The sequence below is a fragment of the Lentzea sp. NPDC058436 genome (assembly GCF_042721515.1).
In the GTDB taxonomy this organism is placed as follows: Bacteria; Actinomycetota; Actinomycetes; order Mycobacteriales; family Pseudonocardiaceae; genus Lentzea.
Map to the genome: position 1 here is coordinate 1 of NZ_JBHXLF010000018.1, position 20,806 is coordinate 20,806.

Below are 20,806 nucleotides of genomic sequence, written 5' to 3' on the forward strand. Positions count from 1 at the left end.
ACGATCGGCACGAACACGGCGGAGACCCGGTCCGCCAGCCGCTGCGCCACGGCCTTGCCGTTCTGCGCCTCCTCGACCAGCGTCCCCATATCGGGTCATATGGGGGCGTGGGGCCGACACCACGAGGTGCCCTGCTGAGCGCCGCAGGACGCGGTGAGGGGCCGTGACCACCGCACTCGATACCCTGCGGCCATGCCCACGAACGGCGGAGCCGTGACTCCGGAGAGCGACCTCTTGAACGGCCGGGAGCGTCGCCAGCTGGACATCGTGCGTCGCTGGGGCACCATCGGCGCGCTCCTCCTGACCGTGGGGTCTCTGGGCGGCGGCGCCGCCCCCATCTACTCCCCTCTCTACGGCGTACCCGTTCTGGGCCTCTTCTCCCGGATGCCGAGCGTCGCGATGGGCGTCGTGTGGACCGGCATCTTCATGATCGTGTCGGCCTGGCTGGCGCTGGGGCGGTTCGTCAAGCCCGGCAGGCCCCGGCTGATCTCGCGCGGCCAGATGGACCGCACGCTGCTGATGTGGACCGTTCCGCTGGTCTTCTGCGTGCCGATGTTCTCCCGCGACGTGTACTCCTACCTGGCGCAGAGCGAGATCGCGGCGCGCGGCCAGGACCCGTACGAGCTGGGCCCGGCCACGGCGCTGGGCGTCGACCACGTGCTGACGCGCGGTGTGCCGAACATCTGGCGGGAGACGCCGGCGCCGTACGGGCCGCTGTTCCTCGCGTTCGGCCGGTTGACGGCGATGCTGACCGGCGACCACGTGGTGTCCGGCGTGTTCGTGCACCGGCTGCTGGTGCTGGTCGGCCTGGGGATGATCGTGTGGGCGCTGCCCCGCCTCGCGGCCCGGTTCGGGGTGCCGCCGGTCGGCGCGCTGTGGCTGGGCGCGCTGAACCCGCTGGTGCTGTTCCACATCGTCATCGGCGTGCACAACGACGGCCTGGCGCTCGGCCTGATGCTGGTCGGCCTCGAACTGGCGATGCGCGGGCTGGAACCTTTGAAGTGGTCGTGGATCGTCCTGGGATCCGGGGTCATCGTGTGCGGCGCGATGGTGAAGATCCCCGCGATGGCCGCGCTCGGGTTCCTCGGCGTGCTGGTGGCGCGCAAGCTCGGCGGTCAGCTCAAGCACCTCGCGTTGGTGGCCGGGATCATGGCGGTGATAGCGGCCGTCGGGGTGGTGGTGATCTGCCTCGGCACCGGGTTCGGGTTCGGCTGGGTCGAGACGCTGAACGTCGCGTCGACCGTGAAGTCGTGGATGTCGCCGCCGACCGCGCTGGGCTTCCTGGGCGCGGGCACGGGCATCCTGCTCGGCCTCGGCAACCACACCGAGGCGATGATCTCGCTGACGCGCCTGTTGGGGCAGGCGGTGTCCGTGGTGATCACGGTCGTGCTGCTGTGGCGCAGCTTCAAGGGCCGGATCAAGGCGATGAACGGCCTGGGCGCGGCGCTCGGCGCGATCCTGGTGCTCGGGCCGGTGCTGCAGCCCTGGTACGTGCTGTGGGCGGCGCTGCCGCTGGCCACGGCGGTGGTCGGGCCGAAGTTCCGGATGTTCGCCATGGTGACGTCGGCGATCATCGCGATCATCCTGCCGCCGACCGGGTCCGCGTTCGACGGGCGCGCGTACACCGTGCCGCAGGCCGTCGCGGGTGCGGTGATCACGTTCGCGGTGTGCGTGCTGATCGCGCGCAAGAGGGTGGGGCCGTTCCTCAAGTCCGACCCTGCCGGTGGCGGGCACGTCTGATCTCGTAACCCTGAAACCCCGGCAGACGAGTACCTCTTCAGAGGAAGATCGTCGCCGGAGGGGGTGACGTGGCATGTCCGAACAACCCATGTCGCGCGAAGAGGTCCGGTTCGCCGTCGTGCTCAACGGGGGCGTGAGCCTCGCCGTCTGGATGGGCGGCGTCGTGCTGGAGCTCGACCGGCTGACCAGGCCCGGATCGGTGTACCAGCCGCTGCTCGACCTCGTCGGCTGCACGGCGAGGGCGGACGTCATCGCGGGCACGTCGGCGGGCGGCATCAACGGCGCCGCACTGGCGTTGTCGCAGGTCAACAAGCACGCCGACCTGACCCGCCTGCGAGATCTCTGGGCCGAGCAGGGCCGGATGGAACAGCTGCTGCGGACGCCGTTCCGCGGCTCGCCGGCGTCGCTGCTCAAGGGTGACGAGTTCTTCCTGCCCCGGTTGCAGGAGGCGCTGGCCCGGCTCACCGCGGACTTCGAGCCGACCGAGCCCACCGAGCGCCCGATCGACCTGCGGATCACCACCACTCTGCTCGGTGGCGTTCCCACGGTCACCTACGACGACCTGGGCCAGCCGCTCTCGCAGTCGGTGCACCAGGGTTCGTTCTCGTTCCGCCGCGACCCCTACGACTGGGTGTCCGGGGACACGCGTGACGACTTCACGCCCGACGTGCTGAACGACCGGGTGCTGCAGCTCGCCCTGGCGGCGCGGTCGAGCGCCAGCTTCCCGTTCGCGTTCGAGCCGAGCTTCATCCCCGTCGGCGGGCAGGCCACGCCGGACCGCCCGGACATGGCCGACGTCGCCAGCTGGGCCAACGGCGGCGACCGCAGCCGGTTCGCGGTCGACGGCGGTGTCCTCGTGAACACGCCGACGAAGGAGGCGCTGGAGGCCATCGACCGGATGCCCGCGGACGGGCCGGTGCGGCGCGTGATGCTGCTGGTCTTCCCGCACGCCGAGCCGCTGGGCTCCGAGCCGGTCGCCGACATGCCCGGCAAGGGCCTCACGACCGTGGGGTCCGGCGGCAAGCTGCTGGGTGCGATGTCCAGCCAGGCCAACAGGACCTACGTCGAGAAGATCGAGGAGCACAACCGGCGGGCCGCGAGCAGCAGGGGCGGCCGGATGGCGTTGCTCGAACGTCTGCACTCCGGCGGCGAGGACGTCGTCGGCGAGGTGTACTCGTTGGCGGACAAGCTCTTCGGCCACTACGAGGACGTCGAGATCCGGCTCGCGGCTCGGCAGGTGACGGCGCAGCAGTTCGCGCTGCCCAAGGGGAATCCGGCGAACTGGTCGTTCGAACGGGCGCGCAGGGCCGCCGAGACCGCGCAGCGCAAGTGGAAGAAGCTGCACGGCGTCCTGCCGTACGTGCCGGGCGTGCGGCTGCCGGCCGTCGTGTGCCGCGAGGACATCGGCTGGGAGTGGGGCATCACGATGGCCGAACGCCTCGGGGCGTCGGCACTCGACCTGCTCAAGCGGCTCGTGTGGGTGGTGCCGGAGGGGCAGGCCGAGGAGATCGCGAAGGCCCGCCGCGAGCTCCACCAGGTCCGCGCGGAGCTGCGCCGGCTGCGGGAGGAGCTGTTCGACTGGAAGCCGTCCGACTCGCTCGGCGAGACCTACTGGACCGGCAGGCTCGCGAGCTACCACGAGCACATGATCGACGGGCACGTCGGCCTGGAGGTCAGGGCGCAGGTCGCCGAAGTCGGCCGGATCGTCGGCGAGGCCCGGCGGGTGATCGGCGGGCTGGACGAGCACCGGATGAAGCTCGGCGGCCTCGTCTGCTGGCACGCCCTGCTCGGCGCGCCCGCCGACCCCGCGGAGGCCGGGCTCGGGGACGCCGACCGGTGGCTCTCGCGGATGCTGGCCCTGGAGATCGCCGGCACGTGCCTGTCCGACGACTCCTCGACCGGCCTGGACACGCCCGTCGAACTGGTGCAGGTGTCGCTGCAGACGCGCAACGCGTTCGCGCGGCAGTCGATCACGGCCGACGACAAGGCGGGCGGGGCCTCGCTGTCGCGGTTCTCCGGTTTCCTGAAGCGGTCGTGGCGGGTCAACGACTGGATCTGGGGCCGCCTCGACGGCGCGACGATGCTGTGCCGCGTGCTGTTCGACCCGCGACGGTTGCGGCGCATGGACCTGCTGGGACGCCCGGCCGGTGACACGCGCACGGCCGATGAGCGCGCACGGGCTGTGGTCGACGAGGTCGTGAGGACCATGTTCGGGCTGGAGCTGCCGGTGCAGGTGGCCGCGTGCGCCGAGGAGGCCCGCCTGGAGCTGGCCGGCATCTACGAGACCGAGAACGAGCTGTCGCCGTCGTCGATGAAGCTCGCCGAGCTGGCCGCGTGGGGCCTGCACTGGCGGATCATCTGCGAGGAGCTCCCCCGGCTGCGCGCCGCGATCATCGCCGACCGCGGCGACGGCGCGGACAAGCGGTCGCGAGGTGAGCTGTTCCTGGAGGAGCACGCGGACCTGTTGCGACGCCTGGAAAATCCGGCCGAGCACACGGTCACGCTGGGCATGAGCGCGTTGAACGCCTTCGACCGCGCGGGCATCGGCCGCGAGCCGCTCACCCAGGAGGCGGCGTCGGACCAGATGATCCGCACCGCCGCCACCGCCGCGGCCGTCGCCGTGACGGTCGCCGACTCCGAACGTTCGGGGCTCGCCGCCGTCCGTCCCGTGACGCGCGTGGTGCGCGGCGCGGCCCTGCTCCCCTACTGGACGATCACCGGCCTGACGCGCGGTGGCCAGCTGGCGCAGTTCCTGGGCCTGCTGGGACTCGCGGTCGGCGGCGCGCTGGTCGTGATGGCGTTGTTCGGGATGCTGCCGACGTGGGCGGCCGGTCCTGGCGCGGCGCTGGGCGCGGCCAGCCTGCTCGGCGCTTTCGGTTACGCGGCTTTGAGAAGCGGCACGATGCTGCACGGGCTGGTGTTGCTGTCACCCGTGATCCCGTTGGTGGCCACAGCGGTCGACCGGTTGCCAGAAGACCGTTCGGAGATCACGACCGGCACGATCACGGTGGCCGGGGTGGCGTTCGTCGTGGCGGCGCTGCTCGTCCTGGGGTCGTTGCCCTCACCGATCCGCACACCGTTGGCGGTGCTGGCCGACTTCCGGCCGCTGGAGATCGTCCGGCGCCGCTGGAAGCAGGCGGCGGTGGTGCTCGTGGTGGCGGCGATGGTCTGGTCGGTGTGGCGGTTCGGGCTGCACACCAAACCGTGGCTGGTGATTCCGGCTTCGGTCCTCTGTGGAGCGTTCGGGGTGTGGATGGCGCTGACCGGCGGCAAGTCGCTGCAGAGGTGGCGCCGGGTCGAGGGCGTGTGGGGCACGGAACGCGCCGAGCCTCCCGCCGCCGCGACCGCCGGGTGGGCCGTCATCTACGGCATCGGGTACCTCGCCGTCGCCGACGTGTTGCTGGTCATCGGACCTGGTGGGTGGGGCTGGCAGGCGGTGATCGGCACGGCGCTGGCGTTCGGCCTGACGTTGCTGCTGATCACGCCCTGGTACGTGCCGCGCATCGAACGCCGCCGGTTGCGCGACCAGTTGGTGGACGAGGCGATCCCCGCTGTTTATCCGCCTGGGTGCGATGTGGCGGCGACGTTGCGGGAGCGGTTGGAGGGGCACGCTTCGCTGTACCGGTTCCTGGTGGAGGGTGAGGGTGAGCACCCGGAGGAGTTGCGGTTGTCGCAGGCAGGGCTCGTGGTGGCGCGGCGGATCGAGGCCAAGCTGGGGTAAGGGCGCTCCGGACCGTCGCGGCACCACGACAGTGCCGGTCCGGCCGCGTGACGCGACCGGACCGGCGTTCCCCCGCAACTCCCCCGACAGCTCCCCCTCGGCGACTCCCCCGCCGCCGTTCAGGCCCCCGCCGATCAGCCCCCGCCGATCAGCCCCCGCCGATCAGGCGGCCAGCGCGATGACCGGGACCGGCTTCCCCATCGCCCGCGAGTACAGCGCCTCGAACCGCTCCAGCGTCGTGGCCAGCGCGTGGTGCGAGATGATCTCGCTGCTGGCCGCGCCCATCCGCGCCCGCATCGGCTCGTCGTGCACCAGCGTGTGCAGGCGCTGCGCCAGCTGGTTCACGTCGCCGGGCTCGAACAGCCAGCCGTTGCGGCCCGGCTTCACCAGGTGCGGCAGTGCCATGGCGTTCGCGGCGATGACCGGCTTGCCCGCGGCCATGGCCTCCATGGTGGCGAGGCTCTGCAGTTCGGCGACGCCGGGCATGACGAACAGGTCGCAGCGGGCGTAGGCGTCGAGCAGGTCGTCCTCGGACACGAAGCCGTGGAAACGCACGCGGTCGGTGATGCCGAGGTCGCGGGCCAGCAGTTCCCACTCGGACTTGCAGGTGCCGTCGCCGACGATCTCGCCGAACGCGCCGGGCACGCGGGCCAGGGCGCGCAGGAACTCGTCGACGCGCTTCTCCTCGTCCAGGCGGCCGACGAACAACGCGGTCGGGCGGTCGTTGTGCGTCACCGAACGCTGGTAGCGGGAGATGTCGATGCCGCACGACACGGGCACGGCGGTCTGCGGGAAACCGCTGTCGTGCAACAGCTGCACGGCGCGCGGGGTCGGGGCGGTCACCACGTCGGCGCGGCCGAAGACGCGGGCCAGGTCGCGGTAGGCCCACTTGCGGGAGAGGCCCTGCAGGAACGCCGGGACGTGGGCGTGGCTGAACAGGTTCTCCGGCATGAAGTGGTTCGTGGCGAGCGTGGGGATGCCGGCGGCGACCGCCGCGTTCAGGACGAACCGGCCCACGACGAAGTGCGCCTGCACGTGCACGACGTCCGGGTTCAGGGCCTTGACCAGCTCGGTGGCCTCGCGGGAGGCCTGCCACGGCAGGCAGAAGCGGAAGTCCGGGTAGAACGGCAGCCGGTGCGACCTGAGCCGGTGGACTGTCACACCGGGGATCTCCGTGGCGCGGGGCGAGTCCGGGGCGATGACGTGGACGTCGTGTCCCCGCGAGGCGAGGCCGACCGCCAGACGCTGCGCGAAGCGCGCGGCGCCGTTGACGTCCGGCGGGAACGTGTCGGCGGCGATGACCACGCGCAGCGCGCTGGAGGTGTTCACGGGAAGCTCCGTTCGGATGTTTTCACGAGGTTGACGAGCGAGTGCGAACACGCCGCAAACGGCGGCGAGAGCGCAGGCGAACAGCACGACACCGGTCAAAGGAGACAAATGGGCTGCCTCGCCGAGCAGGAACGTGCCGAGGCCCACGGCGACCAGCGGGTCCACCACGGTCAGGCAGGCGACGGCGAGATGCGGAGGGCCGCCCGCGTAGGCGTGCTGGACGAGCCAGCCGCCGACGGCGAGCGAGAGGGCGATGCCGAGCACGGACGCGAGGTGCGAAAGCCCGAAACCGCCTTGCTGCACGGACTGGGAGACGGCGCGCATCAGCACGGACACGTAGCCGTACGCGACGCCACCGGCTGATGCGAACGCCACAGCGCGGATGCGTGCGTTGGACGTAAGGGCCGCGACGACGCCGGGGATCGCGATCAGGCCGAGAGTGACGAGTCCTGCCGTGAGTTCGACGTCCGGCACGACCTTCGTGGCGGTCGCACTGCCCGAGGCGAAGAACACGAACGCACCGACGCCCACGGTCGTGAGCAGGATCGCCGGCAACTCGCGGAAGCGGCGGTCCATCAGCGCGGTCATGCCGATCGCGAGCACACCGATCGGCTGCACCACGGTCAGCGGCGCCATGCCGAGAGCGGCGGCGTGCACCCCGGCACCGGCGACGAGCAGCGCGAGACCGCCCAGCCAGCGGGGTTGCCGCAGGACGCTGGCGCGGGCGCCGTTCGAGGCGATCGCGTCGTGTTGCAGGCGGGCCGCGAGGGCGAAGCACACGGCGCCGAGCACGGCGAGCGTGATGGCGAGCAGAGTCATGACTTGCGCCTCACCTGTAGTGCCGCGATGGCGAAAAGGAGTACGTAAAGAGATGCGAACAAAACGCGTTCCGTAAGTCCGCGAGCCTCGAAACCGCCGAAGGAAACGTGGCTGACGAGAAACGCCGCACTGGAGATGGTCGCCGTTGTTGCGATACCGAGCAGGGCCGGAAACTGACGGGCGATGAGCACTCCGGCGGCGGGCAGGGCCACGAACATGACCGCGCCGGCGTACCGGTGGATGTAGCCCGACATCGTGGTCGGCGCTCCCGTCGGGTCGGTCGGGAAGATCGTGGCCACGGTCAGCCCTGCCGACCAGATGCCGATCAACCACTGCGCTGACCTGACTACACCCCGCAGGTTGACGGCGAGCAACGCCGAAACGGCGGCGAGACTAAGAGACGTCGCCGCGAGCCAGCCGGTGCCGTTGTCCACGAACACGTAGTCGCTGATCACGTCCGAGATCGGGTCGAGCTGCCCCGCCGACACGACATGCAGGTAGAGAATCGGGACCAGTGAGAACACCAGTCCCCCGAGCACCAGGCCCCGTCTTTTCGCCCCCGCTTCGATCACGAGAAAAGTCTCTTGTGAACGCGGTGATCAACCAATGGGGAACTCCCCCGAGGGGACCCTGAGGTGTCCCTGACTCACCGGGGTAGGGCTAGCCCCACCTTTTTCAGCTCCGCTTCAGGAATGGGCCGAATGACCCAACTGCGTGCGGATCGCCAGGACCGCCTAGGCTGCGTGCCTGTGAGCCCGAATCCCCAGCCTGCGGTGGAAGTGTCGGGGCTGGTCAAGAGGTACGGCTCGAAGACCGCCGTCGACGGCCTCGATCTCGTTCAGCAGCCCGGCACCGTGTTGGCCCTGCTCGGGCCCAACGGCGCGGGCAAGACGACGACGGTCGAGATCTGCGAGGGTTTCCGGCAGGCCGACGACGGTTCGGTGCGCGTGCTCGGCATGGCGCCCGGCTCCGAGGAACTGCGTCCGCGCATCGGCGTGATGCCGCAGGGCGGTGGCGGGTATCCCGGCATCCGCGCCGAGGAGATGCTGAACCTCGTGGCGGCGTGCGCCGCCAACCCGCTCGACCCCAAGTGGCTGATCGAGGTCCTCGGGCTCGGCGGCGCGGTCCGCACCCCGTACAAGAGGCTCTCCGGCGGCCAGCAGCAGCGGCTCTCGCTCGCGTGCGCGTTGATCGGACGGCCGGAGCTCGTGTTCCTGGACGAGCCGACCGCGGGCATGGACCCGCAGGCGCGCCGTCTGGTGTGGGACCTCGTGGGCGCGTTGAAGGACGACGGCGTGGCCGTGCTGCTGACGACGCACCTCATGGACGAGGCCGAGGCGCTGGCAGACGACGTCGTGATCATCGACGAGGGTCGTGTGGTCGCGCAGGGCTCGCCCGCCGAACTGACCGCGCACCGCGCCGACGACCAGCAGCTGCGGTTCCGCGCGCGGCCGGGTCTCGACACGACGTTGCTGTCCGCCGCACTGCCCGAGGGGCTGAAGGTGCGCGAGGCGACGAAGGGCGCGTACGTCGTGGAGGGGTTGATCGACCCGCAGGTCGTGTCGACCGTCACGTCGTGGTGCGCGCAGCAGGGTGTGCTGGCCGAGGAGCTGACGGTGGCCAAGCGCAGCCTCGAAGACGTTTTCCTGGAGCTGACCGGCAGGGAGCTGCGCTCGTGACCACCTTCGCTCCTGGCACGTTCAAGCCCGCGCCCGGCCGCGGTTCGTTGCCGCGCATGCTCTTCGTGCACGCGCGCACCGAGGCGATGCTGACGTTGCGCAACGGCGAGCAGATCCTGCTCACCGTGATCATCCCGCTGGCGCTGCTGGTGGCGTTGTCGCTGATGTCGGTGATCCCGATGCCGGAGCCCCGCGTGGGTTCGGCGACGGCGCGGATCTTCGCGCTGGCGATCATCTCCAGCGCGTTCACCGGGCAGGCGATCGCTCTCGGCTTCGACCGGCGTTACGGGGTGCTGAAGCGGCTTTCCGCCTCGGCACTGCCCCGGTGGCTGCTGGTGGCGGGACGGGTGTGCGGCGCGCTGGTCGTGGTGGCGCTCCAGATCGCGCTTCTCGCGGTCACCGCGTTGATCCTGGGCTGGCGCTTTCCGTTGAGCGGCCTGCCGTGGGTGGTGTTGCTGATCGTCCTGGGCACGCTGACGTTCGGTGCTCTGGGTGTGCTGCTGGGTGGGGCTCTGCGCGCGGACATCGTGCTGGCGCTGGCGAACATCATCTGGTTCGTGCTGCTGATGGTCGGCGGGGTGGCGTTGTCCGTGCCGGTCGGGTTCGTGCACCTGCTGCCGTCCGCCGCGCTGGCCCAGGCCCTGGAAACCTCTGTGGTGCACGGCACCGCTCCGGGTGTGGGCCCCGTCGCAGTGCTCGTGGCCTGGGGTGTTGTCGCGGGTGCGTTGGCGACCCGGACGACTCGTCTCACCTGACGACACCTACCATCGTTGGCGTGTCGAAGCTGACCGCCTTCCTCGTGTCCTGGCAGCGCGCTTTCGCGATTGCCGTCGTCATCGCGCAGGCCGGAATCGCGGTCACCGGGTCGATCGTCCGCGTGACCGGCTCGGGCCTCGGCTGCCCGACGTGGCCGCAGTGCGTCGAGGGCAGCGTCGTCCCGGTGGAGCACCCTGAGGTCGCGGCCCTGCACCAGTGGGTCGAGTTCGGCAACCGCACGCTGACGGGTGTCGTCGGCATCATCGCGGGCCTGTGCGTGCTGGCCGCGTGGTTCCACCTGCCGCGCCGCCGCCGGGTGCTGGTGCTCTCGCTCGTGCAGCTCGTCGGTGTGGCCGTGCAGGCGGTCGTCGGCGGCATCACGGTGCTGACGGGCCTCGCCTGGTACACCGTGTCGATCCACTTCATGATCTCGATGGGTCTCGTGTGGATGGCCGTGCTCCTCGTGAGCTCGCTGTCCGAGGGCGACGGTCCCGCCAGGCTGAAGGTGCCGGCGCCGTTGATGAGGCTCCAGGTCGTCATGGCCGTCGTGCTGGGCGCTCTGCTGCTCGCGGGCACGTGGGTGACGGCCGCAGGGCCGCACGCCGGTGACGCGTCGACGCCGCGCCTGGGCGTCGAGGTGGCGACGCTCGCGCAGATCCACGCGGACCTGCTGTTCCTGTTCCTGGGCCTGCTGATCGCGGTCGGGTTCTTCACCCGCACCCGCACCTACTGGACGCTGGTCGGTGTCGTGCTCGCCCAGGGCGCGCTCGGCATGGTCCAGTACTGGACCGGTGTGCCCGAGGTGCTCGTGTCGATCCACGTGCTCGGCGCCGGCGCAGTTGTCGTTGCCACGGCGGCACTGTGGACGTCCTCACGCGAACGCACGCACGAGGTCGAGGTGCCTTCCGACGACGATCAGGCGCTCAGCAAGGCCTGAGCCTCGCCCTGGTCGTTGTGGCCGGCCCAGTTCGCGGGCGTGGCCTCGAAGTTGACGTCGGTGATCGTCCTGTCGGCACCCGCGTCGAGCAGGGTCCTGATCACCGGCAGGTGGCCTCGTTCGGCCGCGAGGTGCAGCGCCGTCACGCCCTCGCCGTGCATCGGGCCGCCAAAAGTCGTGCGCTGGTTGGGGTTCGCGCCGAGGTCGAGCAACGTGCGCGTCGTGTTCTCCAGCCCGCACCAGGCCGCCCAGGCGAGCGCGGTGCCGCGGTAGACGTCGGCGTCGATCCTGGCGCCGCGCTTGAGCAGGTCACCCAGGACCTCGGTGCGGTCGTTGCGCGCGGCCCACGACAGGGCCTCGTCGAGCACCTCCTGCGGGTCGTTCGTCGGCCACCAGCGCGGAAAACCGCTGTGCGGCCGGTAATAGCCTCTTCTGGCCTCCGGTTCGGTGGCCAGGTCCAGGTCGCCCAGGCCGGCCGCGGTGCGCAGGTTCGGCGGGAGGACTCCGTGCCGTGCCAGGAGTTCGGCGGCTTCGACGTTGCCCCAGAACAACGCGACCGTGAGCGGCGTGCCGCCCTCACCCCGTGCGTCCAGGTCGGTGCGGGCGCCCTTGGCGAGCAGCAGCTCGGCCAGGTTCGGCAGGTTCGAGTACGCCGCCTGGTGCAACGCCGTCCAGCCGTGGACGTTCTGGTGGTCGATGTCCGCACCGTCGTTGAGCAGCACCTCGACCAGGCGTTCGTCGCACTTGGCCGTGGCCAGCCCGAGCAGGTCGTTCCCGTTGGTGCCACTGGCTTTCACGAGCCACGGGTCGCGCGTGATGATCGCCTTGAGCTCACCGGGGTTCTGCATCTCGATGGCCTGGTAGGCGCGGGCGAACGGGCGCGGTTTGCGGATGTTCGCCTTCAGCGCCCGCCAGTCCTCGCACCCGTGGGCCTGGGCCAGCACGATGTGCGCGCCCTCGTCCGTCAGCGGAACGTCGTCGAAGACCTCCAGCGCACCCGGCACGCCGTCCCACGCGGAGGCGAGCAGACCGTGCGCTCGCTCCTCGTAGTACTCGATGTCATCGCGAAACGGGTGCCACATGGCACCACGCTACTTCGGTGAGGCGGGCCTGCGCTCCCACAAAGCGGGGAGTTCCTCCGAGAGCCAACCGTAGAGGTTGTCGACGGCCTTGAGCCGCTGCGCGCGCTCGGGGTCACCGCTGAGCAACCGCATGCCGTCGTCGGTGAGGATCTGGACGCTGGCGATGGCGTTGAACTTGCGCTGGATGAAGTCCGTCCAGGCCTTCTCGTTGATCCGGTACTCGGCCGCCTGCCGCCCACGCCGCGTCCGCTTGGTCACCAGGCCGACGTTGACCAGGTACTTGAGGTTCGTGCTGATCGACCCGCTGCTCGCCTCCAGCTCCTGGGAGAGCTCCGCGGCGGTGCGCTCGACCGGCTGGCACACCAGCAGGTACCCGAGGATGCGGCCACCGATCAGCGGGATGCCCTCCTCGGCGAAGTGGGCCGCGAACCGCTCGATCCAGGCGGACAGCCTGGTCTCCCGCCCGATGCTCATCTCAGTGATCCCTTTCGGTCGACACTGAAATCATCGTAGCGATCTTGTCCACGTCAGTCGAGCACGTGGGGTTCAGCGGGTCACGGCTGCGGCTTCACCTGGGTCAGGACTCCGGGCCGACACGGGCAGGCGCGCGGCGGGGGTCCTTGCTGTCCCGGACGCCGCGGCACAGGACGTTCGACTCTCTTTGGGCATGGCCGAAAAGAGAAGAGGAAAACGTCCTCGGCTTCTGTCGTTTCAGCTCAAAAAGGCCTGAAAGAGGCCTGCTTGGAGAATGTCCACGCCACCAGACAGCCGCGGGCTCTCGCTCAGCGCCGCCCTCTGGTGAGATCAGCGGGATCGAACGTGACGGACACCGTGCTGGTGACGGCCGCCGTACCTGTGGCGCCGGCCGACAACGTCACTGCAAGCGAGTAAGCACCCGCGTCCAACTGATAGCAATAAATGGTCGGACCTTCTGCACCGGCCGTCTCCACACGCCAGTAGCGCTCCACTCCGGCAGCGGCGAACGCAGCCGGCTTCTCGAGCCTGTCATTCTTCTTCGTCGACGGGCTCACCACCTCGACGACCAGCACCACGTTCCGAACGTCGACAGAGCCGGTGTCGAGGAACTCGGACGTCACCACGACATCGGGGATGTAACCGAGGTTTCTGTTGACGCGGACTCCGATCGCGGTCAACGCTTCCATGCCTTCACGAGCTACTGCCGCGTCGAGCAGGGTCTGGAGCCGGTCCGCCACCCGCTGATGCCTCATCGCGAGAGCAGCGTTCACGACGAACCGTCCATCGACGAGCTCGATGCGACGGCCTTCTTGAGGGGCGAGACCTTCCCAGTCGTCCAGGGTGTATCCGCCTGGACGCCGCGTGGTGATCACGTGACCACCCTGAAGGCGAACGGCCCCCGGCGCCAGGCACCGGGGGCCGAACAACCACAACGAGCTAAGCCTTGGACCTGCTCCAACTCAACAGACGGGCGCGAGCGGCGTGGTCTCGTCAGGCCCTGGACGCCGGCGCCACCGGTCCAGCTTCGCGTGCTCGGTCAGCGAGATCAGCGCCTCCCGGACGGACAGCTTCACCCGCGGGTCGCAGTCCATCACCGGCACGTCGGGCGAGATGCCCATGCCGTGGATGATCGCTTTCACGTCCTGCCGGACGGAGGCGTGCACGTTGTTGAGCGCCAGCACGTACGGGATGTTGTGGTCCTCGAAGTACCGCATCGCGTCCACGGAGTCCGCCGGGCGCATGATGTCGAACAGCACGACGGCTCCCACGGCACCGCGCACCACGTCGCCCCAGCCCGTGCGCGTGTCCTGCCACTGCGGCGCCACGAACAGGTGCAGTGCGAGGCCCGGATCGAGCCACACGCGTCCGAACTGGATGCGGACCAGTTCCGTCACGCCGCCCGCTCGTTCGGGCGGGAGTGCGCTCATCGTCAGGAGATCGCTCTCCACGATGGACCTGATGAAAGTGCTCTTGCCCACGCCGAAGCCGCCGGCGACGACAATCTTGGCCGAGGTCAGCTCCCGACCGGGCGGCCCAGGGGGCCCGAATTCGGGAAATCTAGAGCCGACGTAGTCCACTAAGCACTCTCTCCATCAACCCGAGGTCCGGCGTGTCACCGCCTGCGGAAGCGGTCTGGTGCACGTCCACCAGACCTCGTTCCGCCATGTCGCCGAGCAACACCTTCACGACTCCCAGCGGGAGTCGCATCAGTGCCGCCACTTCCGCGACGGATCGCGGGGTGTGGCAGAGCTCGACGACGCGTTGGTGCTCAGCCTGCAAGATACCTGCCGACTGCCGACTCTGATCATTGGCGGAGACAAGTGTCTCGATCTCGAGGTTGATGTTCGACCGAGTGCGCCCGCCCGTCCAGGCATATGCACGAACGATCGAGGCGTCGGACGGCTCCGCGAAGACGGAGTCGAACGACGGAACTTCGGCCCGCGGGACCTCGGGGGCCGCTTCCCGTGCGGGCGCCTCGTCGGGCGTGCGCGTGCGCTTGCGGCCCGAATCCAGGGAGAACCCGTTCATCAGGTCGGCGAACGTCTGCTCCGCGGGCGTCTCGGCCCGCCTCCGTCGTCGGGGCGCGTCAGAGGACGAACTCATGGGATCACCTCACGCTGTGCAGCTGCGCTCGCAGTTCGGGGGTGAGGATCTGGCCCACCTGGTCGACGACCACGGTCATCTCGTAGGCCACTTGACCGACATCGCTGTCGGGGGCGGCGAGAACCGCCAGACAAGACCCGTCTCGAATGGACATGAGGAGCATGATCCCGTAGTCCATCTCGATCACGGTGCGCAACACTCCGCCACCTTCGAAGCAACGTGACGCACTCAGCGTGAGCGCCACGACACCAGAGGCGATGGCGGACAACTGGTCTGCTCGCTCGGGCGGCAGAGCCGTCGACTTGGTGAGCAGCAGGCCGTCCACCGAGATCACGATGGCGTGGGCGACACCGGCCACGCGATCGGTGAAGTTCGTGATCAACCAGCCGAACTGGTCGACCTGGCGCGACTGAGGCGTGCTCATGCCTTCTCCCCGTTGTACTGGCCGTTCCCCTGGCCGTTTCCGTTCCCGTTGCCTCCGAGCGGCGCCTGGCGCAGGCCCGTCTGGTAGCTGGCGAGAAAGCCCCTTGCTCGTTCCGGATCGCGCTTCGGGCCCGCCGTGGGACGTGCGCCGTTGCCGGGCCGTTCCGCGAGATCGGGGAGCAGGTTCTTGCGCGGTGCCCGTTTCGGCAGCCCCGCGTCGGTCTCCCCGTCGTCCGTGACGGGATCTCCTGCCTGCTCCCACACCGTCCCGCCGGGCTTCTTGCCGAACCAGGATGCCACTACTGACGGTGACGACGTTGGGGAGGGTCCGAGGTCGGGTCGTGCCGACGAATGATCACCGTTGACCGATTCGTCCGAGACCCCGCTGCCCGCGAACCAGGAGGACGTCGTCTCGTTGGGAGACTCGGGCGGCACGCCGTTGTGCTCGGCGACCACGCCGTTGTACTCGGCCGCGGCGGGACGGGGGGTGCGCTGCGGGAGCGACTCGTCGATGGCGGCGCCGCGGAACGACGTCCACTCGGCCGACTCGCGCGGCTGGTCGATGGCCGGGGCGGGCACGGGTGGCGGCGCCAGGTTCGGCGTCTTCACCACGACGTGGGGCTGCTTCGCGATGGCGGGCTTCGGCTGGGGCAGCGCGGCGTGGCGCGGCTGCGACGGCGCCGGGGCCGCCTCGTGCGACCGGACGAGCTCCGCGGGCACGAGCACGAACGCGCGCAGGCCCTCACGGCCCTCTCCCGCGCCGCGCAGCCGCACGGTGATGCCGTGACGGCCCGCCAGCCTGCCGACGACGAACAGGCCCATCTGGCGCGACACGGGCACGTCGTCCTCGGTGCCGGACGACAGCCGCTCGTTGGCCTCGGTCAGCTCGGCAGGGCCCATGCCGATGCCCTGGTCCGCGACCTCGACCAGCACGGCGCCCTGCTGGTCCATCCGCGAGCCGATCACGACCTGGGTGGTGGGCGCGGAGAACGCGGTGGCGTTGTCCAGCAGCTCCGCGACCAGGCGCACGAGGTCGCTGGCCGCGTAGCCGACGATCTCGACCGACGGCGTCGACTTCACCACGACGCGCTGGTAGTGCTCGATCTCCGACGCGGCGGCGCGCAGCACGTCCGCGAGCGGCACGGGCTGGCTGAACCGGCGGGCCATGTCCGTGCCGGACAGCACCATCAGGTTCTCGTTGTTGCGGCGCATGCGCGTCGCGAGGTGGTCGAGCTTGAACAGGTTCGCGAGCTGCTCGGGGTTCTCCTCGTGGCGCTCCAGCTCCTCCATGAGCTTGAGCTGGCGCTCGACGAGGCCCTGCGAGCGGCGCGACAGGTTGACGAAGATGTTCTTCATCCCCGACCGCAGCGACGACTGCTCGACGGCGGAGCGGATGGCCTGCTCGTGCACGGCGTCGAACGCGCGGGCCAGCTGGCCGAACTCCTCGACGGAGTGCACGGGCACCGGTTCGATCTCGGTGTCCGGCTTGCGGTCGGCGCGGATGGCGGCGACGACCTCGGGGAGGTGGTGGTGCGCCACGTCGAGGGCCGAGCGGCGCAGCTCGGACAGCGAGCGCAGCAGGTAGCGGCCGATGACGAAGCCGAGCGTGCCGGCGATGAGCAGCATCGCGAGCAGCACGACCGCGGCGGCGCCTGCCTTGTTGGACGTGTCGTCCTGCAGCGCGGCGGCGGTGTTCGCGAGCTCGTCCTGCAGTCCGCGGCCGACCTGTTCCATCAGCCGCGCGGTGGTGCCGGACGACTTGTTCCAGTCGTCGACGGCGATGCCGAACTCCGGCGGCGGCTTGGGCTGGCCCGGTCGCGTGGCGGGAGCCGGGGTGCCTTCCGGCTGGGTGAGCGCGCGCTCCACAAACGCCGTGCGCAGCGCCACGCCGGCGCCGGTCACTGTCTGGTCGTAGGCACGGCGCTGCTCGGTGGTGCCGATGGCCTGGAAGTCGTTGAGGCGGTCCTGCAGGCGGATGTCCGACTGCTCCAGAGCGCGGATCTCGGGGCCGAGCAGCTTGCCGCGGCCGATCCCGGCCAGCACGATGGCGTGCTGCAGCGAGACCTGCTCCTGCGCGGTGACCATGTGGTGCAGGGCCTGCGCGGTGCCCGAGATGGCGTCGTCGTTGAACTGGCCGATGAGCGCCTGTTCGAAGTCCAGCAACGACTTCACGACCGCGGTGTAGCCGGTGGTGCCGCCGGACGGGTCGCCGCCGTCGCCGCCCTGCACGACCTTCTCGCGCAGGTTCTTGAGGATCTCCAGCTGGGCACCGAGCTCGGTGAAGCGCTGACGCGAGACGTCGCTGATCCCGTCGGTGCGGTCGATGCGGCGGCGCACGGTCGACGCGGCGTTGTCGGTGGCCCTGATCTGGTTCTGGTAGGCGCCGACACCGGAACCGCTGGTGGAGCTCTGCGCGGCGAGCGTGCGCTCCTGCTGGACGCTGGAGATCAGAGGCGCGAGATCCGCCCGCAGACGAACCATGCCCTGCATCTGCACGTAGTTGTTGGACCGGTCGACGTAACCGGAGATCTGCAACGCTCCCGCGCCGACCGCGACGGCCACCGGGACGAGCAGCACGACGCCGAGCTTGACGGGCAGGCGCCAGTTGCGCCAGTCGCTGATCTTTCTCCACTCGACATTCACGAAATGATCCCCAAGGCGCGGTCGAAGTGCCCCACTATCGGCTACCTCCTGGCCTGGCGAATCCCCGCGAGTCGATGTCCCCGCAGCTCGATATCTCCATCAGCCGTATCGGGTGCTAGCGGATAGTAGGCCAGAGAGCGTGACGCTACAACGACCTGGGGCGTGCACGATCGATCACCCAGTGTGACGGGCGACCTTTTGGGGTGGTCATGCGGCTTCAGGGGATTGACTCGCCGCCACGCGTGGTTACGCTTGCGCCTCCCACCCCCGGACCGGACGCGCTGAGTGCGCGGAGCCTCGCCGGGCACTCCCCGTAACGAATGCGAGCGGTTGATGACGAAGGCGCTGCCCTCCGTGTCACGCCCGGCCACGCCCGGATTCGCGACCTTTGAAGAAGAGCGTCCTCACTCATTGCTGTTGGACGGTGACGGTGAGCCTGATTTCGGCGCCATCCAAACGAGTGAGGATTTCCTCGACCTGAAGAGACGGGTGAAGCGTTTTATTCTCCCGGCAACACTGGCGTTCCTGGCTTGGTACATCACGTTCGTATTGCTTTCCGCTTACGCCGCCGGCTTCATGAGCACTCCGCTGTTCGGCACGGTGAACGTCGGCTTGACGATGGGATTCCTCCAGATCGTCACCACCATCATCATCACCATGGCGTACGCGCGGTACTCCAAGAGGAAGCTCGACCCCCAGGTCGACAAGGTGCGCGCACTCGTGGAAACCGACGAGGAGCTCGCGTGACCGGGGCGAACACCGCGATCAACCTGTCCGTCTTCGGCGTCTTCGTCCTGCTGACGCTCTACATCGTGTACCGGGCGTCCACGCGGAACGTCAGCGCGTCGGACTACTACGCGGCGGGCAGCAGCTTCACGGGCACGCAGAACGGCATCGCGCTCTCGGGCGACTTCCTGTCCGCGGCGTCGTTCCTGGGCATCTCCGGCGCGATCGCCGTGAACGGCTACGACGGCTTCATGTACTCGATCGGCTGGGTCGTCGCCTGGCTGATCGGCCTGATGCTGATCTCGGAGCGGCTGCGCAACACCGGCCGCTTCACGATGGGCGACGTGATGGCGTTCCGCATGCGCCAGCGCCCCGTGCGCGCGGCCGCGGCGAACGCGACCCTGGTCATCTCGATCTTCTACATGATCGCGCAGATGGCGGGCGCCGGCGGCCTGATGGCGTTGCTGCTGGACGTGCACAGCAAGGTCGGCCAGGCCATCATCATCGCGGTCGTGGGCATCGTCATGGTGCTGTACGTGCTGGTCGGCGGCATGAAGGGCACCACGTGGGTGCAGATCATCAAGGCCGTGCTGCTGATCCTGTCCGTGTCCATGCTGACGATCTTCCTGATCGGCAAGTTCGGCTTCGACCTCTCCTCGATGCTCGACCGCGCGACGCAGCGCTCCCCTCTCGGCGAGGCCGTGCTGTCGCCGGGCGTGAAGTACGGCGCCTCGGACCTGTCCAAAATCGACTTCATCTCTCTCGCGCTGGCTCTCGTGCTCGGCACCGCGTCACTGCCGCACGTGCTGATGCGCTTCTACACGGTGCCGAACGCCCGTGAAGCGCGTAAGTCCGTCGTGTGGGCCACGTGGATGATGGCGATCTTCTACTCGTGCGTGCTCATCATCGGTTTCGGCGCGATGGCACTGGTCGGCACGGACAAGATCACCAGCGCCCCCGGCGGCGAGAACTCGGCGGCACCGCTGCTGGCGTTCCAGGTCGGCGGCACGGTGCTGCTGGGCATCGTGTGCGCCGTGGCGTTCGCGACGATCCTCGCGGTCGTCGCCGGCCTGACGCTGACGGCCTCGGCCTCGTTCGCCCACGACGTCTACGCGAACGTGATCAAGCACGGCGAGGCCGACCCGCGCGACGAGGTGCGCGTCGCCAGGATCACCGCGGTCTGCGTGGGCGTGCTGGCGATCGTCGGCGGCATCGCGGCGAACGGCCAGAACATCGCCTTCCTGGTCGCGCTGGCATTCGCCCTGGCCGCCTCCGCGAACCTGCCGACGCTGCTGTACTCGTTGTTCTGGAAGCGTTTCAACACCCGCGGCACGCTGTGGAGCATCTACGGCGGCCTCACGTCGTGCGTGCTGCTCATCATCTTCTCCCCCGCGATCTCCGGCTCGAAGTCGTCGGTGTTCCCGGACGTCGACTTCGCGTTCTTCCCGCTGTCGAACCCCGGGATCGTGTCGATCCCGCTGTCGTTCCTGGCCGGGTTCCTGGGCACGGTGCTGGGCGGGGAGAAGGCGGACCCGGACAAGCAGGCGGAGATGGAGGTGCGGGGGTTGACCGGCATCGGGTCAGGCCTTCGCTAGCAACTCCTCCACGGCCTTGTTGAACACCTCGGGGCGTTCCAGGTTCGGCATGTGCGCCGCACCGTCGACCACGACCAGCGTCGAACCTGGAACCCGCGAGCTCATGTACTCGGCGTCGCCGACGGGCGTGAACTCGTCGTCGCTGCCGACGATCACCAGCGTGGGCACGGTGATCGTGCTCAGGGTCGCTGTGTAGTCGGGTCGTTCCGCGCGGCCCCGCAACGCCGCCGCGGCGCCTTCCGGTGGCGCGGCGTGCATGAGCTCGGCGACGAACTCGCCGGCGGCCGGGTTCTGCGGCGCCACCATCTTCCACTGCACTTCGGTGGCGTAGCCGGACATTCCCTCGCGCAGCAGGCGGTCGGCCATGTCGTTGCGGGTGCGGCGGCCCTCCTCGGTCTCCGGCTGGGCGAAGGTGTCGGCGAGGACCAGGCCGCGCAGGCGGCCGGGGAACGTCCGCGCGCACTCCAGGACGATCTGGCCGCCCATCGAGAGGCCGCCGAGCACGAACCGCCCGACGCCGAGGTGGTCGAGCAGCGCTTCGATGTCGGACGCGAAGGTGGCGAGCGGTGTGATGCCGGGAACCACGGTGGTCTCGCCGTAGCCGCGGAGGTCCGCGGCGATCACGCGCCATCCCAGATCGCTGAAGTGCTCGACCTGCGGGTGCCACATCGTGCGGTCGAACGGGTGGCCGTGCACCAGCACCAGCACGTCGTCGCCGGAGCCCTCGTCGTCGTAGCCGATGGTGATGCCGTTGACGGTCGCGGTGGTCATGGAAC

The 20,806-nt window shown here is 69.5% G+C and carries 17 protein-coding genes; 7 read left to right on the plus strand and 10 right to left on the minus strand.

What is annotated here, in order from left to right:
* Positions 1 to 192 precede the first annotated feature (192 nt).
* Both mptB and ACFWN2_RS36675 read left to right on the plus strand, forming a co-directional pair.
* The gene (gene mptB / locus ACFWN2_RS36670) at positions 193 to 1,740 is read left to right on the plus strand and encodes a polyprenol phosphomannose-dependent alpha 1,6 mannosyltransferase MptB (protein WP_382435155.1); all 1,548 of its coding nucleotides are present in this window, start codon (positions 193 to 195) and stop codon (positions 1,738 to 1,740) included.
* 73 nt (positions 1,741 to 1,813) lie between these two features.
* Entirely contained in the window at positions 1,814 to 5,461 is a 3,648-nt protein-coding gene (locus tag ACFWN2_RS36675) for a patatin-like protein (protein WP_382435156.1), read from the plus strand.
* Positions 5,462 to 5,623: 162 nt separating this feature from the next.
* Here the strand turns inward: ACFWN2_RS36675 and ACFWN2_RS36680 are convergent, their stop codons facing one another.
* Positions 5,624 to 7,609: a glycosyltransferase gene (locus ACFWN2_RS36680; RefSeq protein WP_382435157.1), complete on the minus strand. Its 1,986-nt coding sequence runs from the start codon at positions 7,607 to 7,609 to the stop codon at positions 5,624 to 5,626.
* Positions 7,606 to 8,181, minus strand: coding sequence for a DUF998 domain-containing protein (locus ACFWN2_RS36685; protein WP_382435158.1), 576 nt, complete (start codon positions 8,179 to 8,181; stop codon positions 7,606 to 7,608). Before ACFWN2_RS36685 ends, ACFWN2_RS36680 begins: the two co-directional genes overlap by 4 nt.
* A 201-nt stretch (positions 8,182 to 8,382) precedes the next feature.
* On the opposite strand from ACFWN2_RS36685, the gene ACFWN2_RS36690 reads away from it, so the two are divergent.
* Genes ACFWN2_RS36690 through ACFWN2_RS36700 form a run of 3 tightly spaced genes read left to right on the plus strand, consistent with a single transcriptional unit; the run spans position 8,383 to position 10,981 of the window.
* On the plus strand, positions 8,383 to 9,288 hold the full coding sequence (locus ACFWN2_RS36690) for an ABC transporter ATP-binding protein (protein WP_382435278.1): 906 nt from the start codon (positions 8,383 to 8,385) through the stop codon (positions 9,286 to 9,288).
* Positions 9,285 to 10,043 (plus strand): ABC transporter permease, encoded by a 759-nt coding sequence (locus ACFWN2_RS36695; protein WP_382435159.1) that lies wholly within the window; start codon positions 9,285 to 9,287, stop codon positions 10,041 to 10,043. Before ACFWN2_RS36690 ends, ACFWN2_RS36695 begins: the two co-directional genes overlap by 4 nt.
* A gap of 20 nt (positions 10,044 to 10,063) precedes the next feature.
* Positions 10,064 to 10,981: a heme A synthase gene (locus tag ACFWN2_RS36700; protein WP_382435160.1), complete on the plus strand. Its 918-nt coding sequence runs from the start codon at positions 10,064 to 10,066 to the stop codon at positions 10,979 to 10,981.
* On the opposite strand, the gene ACFWN2_RS36705 is transcribed toward ACFWN2_RS36700, so the two are convergent.
* The 7 genes from ACFWN2_RS36705 to ACFWN2_RS36735 form a co-directional block, all read right to left on the minus strand.
* Entirely contained in the window at positions 10,960 to 12,063 is a 1,104-nt protein-coding gene (locus tag ACFWN2_RS36705) for an ankyrin repeat domain-containing protein (RefSeq protein ID WP_382435161.1), read from the minus strand. The two genes, ACFWN2_RS36700 and ACFWN2_RS36705, sit on opposite strands and share 22 nt — an antisense overlap.
* Positions 12,064 to 12,072: 9 nt before the next feature.
* On the minus strand, positions 12,073 to 12,537 hold the full coding sequence (locus ACFWN2_RS36710; RefSeq protein ID WP_382435162.1) for a GbsR/MarR family transcriptional regulator: 465 nt from the start codon (positions 12,535 to 12,537) through the stop codon (positions 12,073 to 12,075).
* 308 nt (positions 12,538 to 12,845) lie between these two features.
* A complete protein-coding gene (locus ACFWN2_RS36715) occupies positions 12,846 to 13,412 on the minus strand; it encodes a Uma2 family endonuclease (protein ID WP_382435163.1) in 567 nt (188 codons plus the stop codon).
* Between the two features lie 87 nt (positions 13,413 to 13,499).
* Positions 13,500 to 13,988, minus strand: a complete 489-nt coding sequence (locus ACFWN2_RS36720) for an ATP-binding protein (RefSeq protein WP_382435164.1) — start codon at positions 13,986 to 13,988, stop codon at positions 13,500 to 13,502.
* Between the two features lie 109 nt (positions 13,989 to 14,097).
* Positions 14,098 to 14,643 (minus strand): DUF742 domain-containing protein, encoded by a 546-nt coding sequence (locus ACFWN2_RS36725; protein WP_382435165.1) that lies wholly within the window; start codon positions 14,641 to 14,643, stop codon positions 14,098 to 14,100.
* A 4-nt stretch (positions 14,644 to 14,647) separates the two neighbouring features.
* Entirely contained in the window at positions 14,648 to 15,067 is a 420-nt protein-coding gene (locus ACFWN2_RS36730) for a roadblock/LC7 domain-containing protein (protein WP_382435166.1), read from the minus strand.
* Positions 15,064 to 17,709 carry a nitrate- and nitrite sensing domain-containing protein gene (locus ACFWN2_RS36735; protein ID WP_382435167.1) on the minus strand — a complete coding sequence of 882 codons (2,646 nt, stop codon included), beginning with the start codon at positions 17,707 to 17,709 and terminating at the stop codon, positions 15,064 to 15,066. The genes ACFWN2_RS36730 and ACFWN2_RS36735 overlap by 4 nt, the downstream gene beginning before the upstream one ends.
* Before the next feature lie 333 nt (positions 17,710 to 18,042).
* Here ACFWN2_RS36735 and ACFWN2_RS36740 point away from each other — a divergent pair, with 333 nt between their 5' ends.
* Together ACFWN2_RS36740 and ACFWN2_RS36745 are read left to right on the plus strand one after the other, a co-directional pair.
* On the plus strand, positions 18,043 to 18,456 hold the full coding sequence (locus ACFWN2_RS36740; RefSeq protein WP_382435168.1) for a DUF485 domain-containing protein: 414 nt from the start codon (positions 18,043 to 18,045) through the stop codon (positions 18,454 to 18,456).
* Entirely contained in the window at positions 18,453 to 20,030 is a 1,578-nt protein-coding gene (locus tag ACFWN2_RS36745; RefSeq protein WP_382435169.1) for a cation acetate symporter, read from the plus strand. Before ACFWN2_RS36740 ends, ACFWN2_RS36745 begins: the two co-directional genes overlap by 4 nt.
* Here ACFWN2_RS36745 and ACFWN2_RS36750 read toward each other — a convergent pair.
* Complete coding sequence (locus ACFWN2_RS36750; protein ID WP_382435170.1) at positions 20,016 to 20,801, minus strand: alpha/beta fold hydrolase; 786 nt, start codon at positions 20,799 to 20,801, stop codon at positions 20,016 to 20,018. The genes ACFWN2_RS36745 and ACFWN2_RS36750 overlap by 15 nt on opposite strands.
* Between the last annotated feature and the right edge of the window lie 5 nt (positions 20,802 to 20,806).